The following is a 6,299-nucleotide window of genomic DNA, read 5'->3' as shown; positions in this document are numbered from 1 at the left end:
CGCGGCCGGGCGGCGGCCACCGGTGCCGGCCCGGACCGATCGCTCCGGGGGACCGCGTCGACCGGCTGCTGGCGGGCGCGTCGCGCGGCGCGCAGGGCCCGGATCATCAGTGGCAGGAACGCCGCCAGCGCCACGAGCACGACGGCGGAGACGACGACGCGCACGGCGCTCGGGGTCGGCAGCAGGAACACCAGGAGGCCGGCGTTGGTGACGGCGACGCGCAGAGCGCCGCCGCGGTCCATCTCGACGTTGGCCGCACGCGCTCCCGACGGGCCGCGACCGACGGCGACGGGCACGAGGTAGGAGAGCGCGCCGAGCAGCACCTGGGCGCCGAACCCGGCCGCGAGGCCGGGGGTCAGGGCGCTGGCCAGCTCGTGGGCGTCCATCCAGGTCGGGGCGAGGAGGACGCCCACGCCGAGGATCGCGACGAGCCCGGTCAGCCAGGCGACGCCCGCCGCGACCGACCAGGTCGCGAAGTGCGCCGGTGGCTTGGTGCGGCCCACGCTGACGAACGGCCGGGCGAGCACGACGAGCGCGCCGGCGTACACCAACAGTCCCGCCCCGGTCGCGGGACGGACGTCGGCGAGGCAGCCCGCCACGGCGAGCAGCAGGCCGGCGAGCAGCGCCGGGAGCGCTCGCCGGGCGGTGTGCTCGGCGCCCTCGGCGATGCGGGTGCGCAGCATCGTGGGCCAGAGCGTGACCACGGTGCCGAGCACCGTCAGACCCATCCAACCGAGGACGTTCACGACCACGTGGGCGACCATGACCCGCACGTGCCACGGCTCGGAGAGACCGCGCGCCATCAGCACGCCGAACAGTGCCCCGAGCGGGAGCAGCGCCGCCGAGGCGACGTAGTAGCGGACCGTGACCGCGAACCGCGAGCCGAGCCCGTGACGCAGCTGGTCGACCAGCGACACCGCGTGCCACCCGACCGCCAGGGCGACCGAGGTCGCGCCGGCGGCCGCGAGCGCCCACCGATCGGTCGGCACGGCCACCACCACGAGCACCGCGCCGAGGTTGCAGAGGAACAGCCGCACCGAGCGGGCGCGGTAGGCCGTCGTGGTCGGTGCGGTGTGGAGAAGGGCGTCGGCGAAGTGCTGGCTCCACACCAGGATCGAGTGCGTGACCGCGCCGAGGAGGAACAGGTGGAGCAGCAGCCACCGCGGCGCCGGCAGCTCACGGTGCACGAGCGAGACCACGACGACCGCGGTCAGCCACAGCAGGGCGGGCAGGTCGCGCAGGGGCGCGAACCCACGGCGCTGACCGGTGCCGACGGGCCGGCTCCCGGAGATCGTGAGGCTCATGCCGCGACCTCCTCGGCCCGCGCGGACCGCACGCGTCCGGCGGTCAGCACCGACCACGCGCTCAGCGCGAAGAACGACAGCAGGGCGACGACGTTCGTGGCCCCGCCGACCTGCCACGCCAGGTGGACGCCGAGGGCGTCGCCGAGCCACAGCCGCAGCGCCAAGGACACGTGGAGCAGGACGAGCGGTGCCCACAGCACGGTGCGGTAGGGCAGCGGGCGACGCAGCACCGCCGGCAGGATCACCGGCGCGTGCGCCATGATCATCGAGATCGTGAAGCCGAGGAACGTCGCGTGGATGACGGTGTCGTACGCCGGCCCCGACAGGGCGGCGCCGTGCAGGGTCCAGGTGACGGCGGCGACCAGCAGCCAGAAGTAGCCCGCCAGCATGCTGGCGGCCATGAAGCGGGTGAGCCCGGCGCGGCGGACGGTCCGCCAGGCGACGTCGTGGGAGACCAGCCACGCGGTGAGTGCCGCGAGCGCCAGTCCGAGCAGCGGATAGCCGGTCGCGGGCCAGAGCAGGGAGGCCACGGTCGCGGCGATGAGTCCGATGCTGAGCAGCACGAGCGTGGGCCCGGCGCTGGGGCCCATCGCGAGCCGGGCGAGCTCCAGGCGCTCGCCCGCGATCGTGAGCACCAAGAAGCCGGTCAGCCACGGCACGAGGAGCGCCATGTCCGTGTCGCCGAGCCACATCGCCGCGGCCCCTGCGCCGAGGACGGCGCCGAGCGCCTGCACGAGCACGGCGTCGTCGCGCTGCCGTCGCCACAGCGGGACGTAGAGGAGAGTCATCGCGAGCATCCCGAGCAGCAGGGCCGTGCGGCCCACGGTCAGGGGCACCGGCGCGAGCAGCAGCAGGCCCCCCGCGCCGAGCAGGGCGGGTGCCAGGTATCCCCAGGCCGTGCCGAGCGCGACGGCCCGCTCGAGACACACCAGGGTGCCGACGAAGCCGAGGACCATCAGCATCCCGTGCACGTCGGGGAGGCGCTCGGCCGAGACGGGCGCGGGCACGTCGACGAGCTGGAGTGCGGCGTCGAGACCGGCGAGCATCGCGAGGCCTGCGGGGGCCAGCAGGAGTCCGCGTCGGCGGGAGCTGCGGGGCGTGACGGGCCCGGCCGATATTTTCACAACGACATTGTATTAAATTCTGGAGCCTGCGGCGAGCCCGGCCCCCCGGGCCCGGATCCCCGGCTCAGGAGGTCGCGGTCGAGACGGCGTCCGGCCGGTGCGGGGGATCGTCGGGGACGTCGGAGCCGTCGGGGTCGACGGCTCGCGGCTGCAGGCGGGCGACGCACAGGTGGGGGGTGACGAACGGCTCCAGCGCCTTCGCCTCCACGGGGGCGTCGAGCTCCTCGAGGGCGCCGCGCATCAGGCCGAGGTGGAGGGCGCAGACGACGTCGGTGTGCTTCTCGGCGACCTCGCGGAACGGGCAGCGGCGCAGGTGCATCTCGACCTCGGGCTCGCTCTCGTGGACCTGGGGGTCGAACCCGACGGCGTCCATCATCCGGCTCAGCCTGGCCACCGATTCGGCCGCGTCCACGCGCTCGGACGGCGCCCGGCGCTCGATGAGGTGCCGCCCCCACGACTTGCCGAGGGCGACGGTGCTCGGCCCGGCCCCGGGGAGCGAGGAGACGAAGCCCGTGAGCATCTCGGCGAGCAGCTCGTAGCTGCGCGGCCCGATCGTGGGGCCCTCGGAGGAGTAGAGGATGCGCGGCCGGCCCGGGGTGTCTCGCGGCTGCGTGGTCCGCTCGGCCAGGCCGTCCTCGACCAGGCCGTCGAGGTGGAACCGGGCGGTGTTGACGTGCAGCGTCATCGCCTCGGAGACCTCGGCCGCCGACAGGGGCCGATCGGCGCGGCGCAGGAGGGCGAGCACTTCCGTGCGGCGTGCTCGACCCGGGACGGGCGCGGAGGGATCCGCGAGCGAGGGGCTCGTCATCCTCTGATTGTCACATCGCGACCTGTGTCAAACAAGGAGGCGGGTTCGCTCGCTCGTGCCCGCGAGTCGCTCCGGAGATGCGAGGATGACGGCTCCCATCCGCCCTGTGGCAGGAGCCCCTGTGAGCTCGACGTCCGCCCGCGACGGCGACACCGCGAGCAGCGGCGCGCCCGCGGGGCCGGTCCTGACCCCGCCGCCGGCGCGGGCGGCATCGCTTGACCACCTGGCCCGGGTGGCGGCCACGGTCCTCGGCGCCCACTCCGCCCAGGTGTTCCTGGTCGCCGATGGGCGGGACGCCTCGACCGCGGACCCGACGACCGGGTCGGTCCCCGAGCGGCTCTGCCGGCTCGCGGTCGAGAGCGCGCAGGTGGTCCGCGTGGACGACGTACGACAGGACCCGCGCACCGCCGCGGTCTCGGCCGAGGATCCGTGCATCGGCGCCTTCCTCGGCGTCCCTCTCGTCCGCGGCGACGACGCGATCGGCGCGCTGGGTGTCTACAGCTCGGGACCGCGTCATTGGACCGACGCCGAGATGGCGATCGTGGAGGCGCTGGCCGACCCGATCCTCACCGAGCTGCAGATGGCCTCGCTGGCCGCCGACTACGAGGACGAGCGGCTGGTCTGGCAGCTCGCCGTCGACGCGGCGGGCGTCGGCGCCTTCGACTGGGACCTGACGACCGGGGAGCTGCGCTGGGACGACCGGCTCCTGGAGCTGTTCGGTCTCGACCACGACACCTTCGGCGGCACGATCGAGTCGTTCGAGGCGGCGGTCCACCCCCACGACCGGGAGCGGGTCACGAACGCGCTGCAGCAGGCCATCGAGTCGTGCGGGCTCTACGACGCCGAGTACCGCGTGGTGCTGCCTGCGGGCGAGGTCCGGTGGATCGGGGCGCGAGGTCGCGCCGTGCCCGGCCCCGACGGCCAGGCGGTGCGGGTGCTCGGCGCCGCGTCGGACACCACCGCGGTCCGCGACGAGGACGCCCGGGTGTCGCGGGTGCTCGAGGCGATGCCGACGGCGTTCTTCCAGCTCGACACCGACTGGCGGTTCGTCTACGCCAACGCCGAGGCGCGCCGGCTGCTGGGCGGCATCGGTGTCGACGTCATCGGCGCGGTGATCTGGGAGCTGTTCCCGGCCGCCGTCGGCAGCGAGTTCGAGGAGCAATACCGCGGTGCGGTGGCGAGCCAGCGACCCGTCGCGTTCGAGGCCTACTACCCGCCGCCGCTGGACGGCTGGTACGAGATCCGCGCCTGGCCGACGCCCGACGGACTCTCGGTCTACTTCATCGACATCACCGAGCGGCGGCAGGCGGCGCAGGCCCTCGAGCGTTCGGAGCGGCGCGCGGCCGTGCTGACCGAGGTCTCCCAGGCCCTCACCGGGACCCTCGACATCGACGAGGCCGTGGCGCGGCTCGGCCAGCTCCTGGTGCCCGGCCTGGGGGACTGGTGCGTCATCACTCGGGTCGACGGCTACGACGGAGCCCTGGGGCCCGACTGGCGTCGCAAGCTGCGCGACGTCGGGTGGTGGCACGCCGACCCCGCGATGCGGCCGCTCGTCGAGACCTACGCCCGCATGCGGGTGCACGCGCTCCGCGACTCCTCCTTCGTGGCCAGGTCCCTCGGGGCCGGACGCCTGGTCGCGATCCCCGAGCGCGCGGTCGAACGGGTCGCCGAGGTCCTCGAGCCGGGGGAGGCCCGCAACATCTTCGTCCGGCTCGCCCCCGAGTCCGCCGCCGTGGTGCCGCTGCGCGCGCGGGGTCGGACGGTCGGGCTCGTGACGATCTTCCGCAGCGGCGACCGCGAGACGTTCACGACCGAGGACCTCGCCACGCTGGAGGAGGTGGCCGGCCGCGCCGGGCTCGCCCTCGACAACGCTCGCCTCTACAGCGAGCAGCGCGACCTCGCGCAGACGCTGCAGCTGAGCATGATGACGGCGCCGCCGCAGCCCGACCACCTCCAAGTCGCCGTGCGCTACACCTCCGCGGCCGACGTCGCCCAGGTCGGGGGCGACTGGTACGACGCCTTCATGCAGCCGGCCGGGGCGACGGTCGTCGTCATCGGCGACGTCGTGGGCCACGACACCGCGGCGGCCGCGGCGATGGGACAGCTGCGCAGCCTGCTGCGCGGGATCGCCGTCACCACCGGCGACGGCCCGGCCGAGGTGCTGCGCCGCGTGGACGAGGCGATGGCCACCCTGCTGGTCGACACCACGGCCACCGCGGCGATCGCCCGCTTCGAGGCGACCGAGGAGGAGCGGCGCGATGGCGTCCTGCGGCTGCGCTGGTCCAACGCCGGCCACCCGCCGCCGCTCGTGACCGGGCCGCCCGACCAGCCCGACGTACGCGTCCTCTGGGGTCCGCAGCCCGACCTCCTCCTCGGCTTCGCCCCCGACGTCCCGCGCGACGAGTCGGAGATGGTCCTCGTGCGTGGGAGCACGGTCCTGCTCTACACCGACGGGCTGGTGGAGCGCAGGGGCCAGCCCCTCGACGACGGCATCGACGTGCTGACGAGCGTGTTCGAGGAGCTCACCGCCCGGGGCCTGGAGCTGGAGGACCTGTGTGACGAGCTGCTGCGGCGGCTGCTCCCCGAGCGGCCCGAGGACGACGTCGCAGTCGTCGCGGTGCGGCTGCACCCCGAGGACGGCCCTCGGCCCCCGGCCGCGGGGCCCGAGGTCGTCCCGCCGACGGTCGCCCGCGACTGATGCGCCTGAGCCTGGACGGCCTCAGCTCGTCGGCCCGAACCCGTCGGCGATCGCGGTCAGCCTGTCCCGATAGGCATCCCAGTCGAAGCCGTCGCCGGGGAGGTTCGGGTACGTCGGGTCGAGCCCGGCCGCCCCGTCGATCGCCTCGCGGAGGATGTCCGCCTGACCGGCGTGACGTGCGGTGTCGTCGATGACCCGCACCAGCATGTGGTGCAGCGTGACCTGGTTGTCGGCCGGGTCGCCCCACCACGGTGGGGCGCCGACCGCGTCGAGGCCCAGCTCGTCGAACGTGCGGTCGGCGAAGTCCCACACGCGCCGGTAGAACGCGAGGAGGTCGGCCGTCGTGACCTCGGCCGGCAGGACCC

Annotated in this window: 4 protein-coding genes and 1 pseudogene; 1 reads left to right on the top strand and 4 read right to left on the bottom strand. The window is 74.5% G+C overall.

What is annotated here, in order from left to right; genetic code table 11:
• From Q0L15_RS10595 to Q0L15_RS10585, 3 genes and pseudogenes are all read right to left on the bottom strand, one after another.
• Positions 1-1,304 (bottom strand): annotated as a pseudogene (locus Q0L15_RS10595) (copper oxidase); the annotation flags it as partial.
• Positions 1,301-2,428, bottom strand: coding sequence for a hypothetical protein (locus Q0L15_RS10590; RefSeq protein ID WP_296604215.1), 1,128 nt, complete (start codon positions 2,426-2,428; stop codon positions 1,301-1,303). The pseudogene Q0L15_RS10595 and the gene Q0L15_RS10590, both read right to left, overlap by 4 nt.
• Positions 2,429-2,492: 64 nt before the next feature.
• On the bottom strand, positions 2,493-3,236 hold the full coding sequence (locus Q0L15_RS10585) for a helix-turn-helix domain-containing protein (protein WP_296604213.1): 744 nt from the start codon (positions 3,234-3,236) through the stop codon (positions 2,493-2,495).
• 121 nt (positions 3,237-3,357) lie between these two features.
• Here Q0L15_RS10585 and Q0L15_RS10580 point away from each other — a divergent pair, with 121 nt between their 5' ends.
• Positions 3,358-5,934, top strand: coding sequence for a SpoIIE family protein phosphatase (locus tag Q0L15_RS10580; protein ID WP_296604212.1), 2,577 nt, complete (start codon positions 3,358-3,360; stop codon positions 5,932-5,934).
• A 21-nt stretch (positions 5,935-5,955) separates the two neighbouring features.
• Here the strand turns inward: Q0L15_RS10580 and Q0L15_RS10575 are convergent.
• Positions 5,956-6,299 (bottom strand): DUF664 domain-containing protein (locus Q0L15_RS10575; RefSeq protein ID WP_296604211.1); only part of this gene is annotated, 344 nt, incomplete at its 5' end.

This window comes from Nocardioides sp. (genome assembly GCF_024509035.1).
Lineage (GTDB): Bacteria > Actinomycetota > Actinomycetes > Propionibacteriales > Nocardioidaceae > Nocardioides.
Note: the sequence above shows the minus strand (reverse complement) of the source record. Positions and strands in the feature narration are given on the sequence as shown.

Bases quoted from the DNA above. Each gene is read 5' to 3' on its own strand.
- Q0L15_RS10585 (WP_296604213.1), bottom strand. From the start codon at position 3,236: ATGACGAGCCCCTCGCTCGCGGATCCCTCCGCGCCCGTCCCGGGTCGA.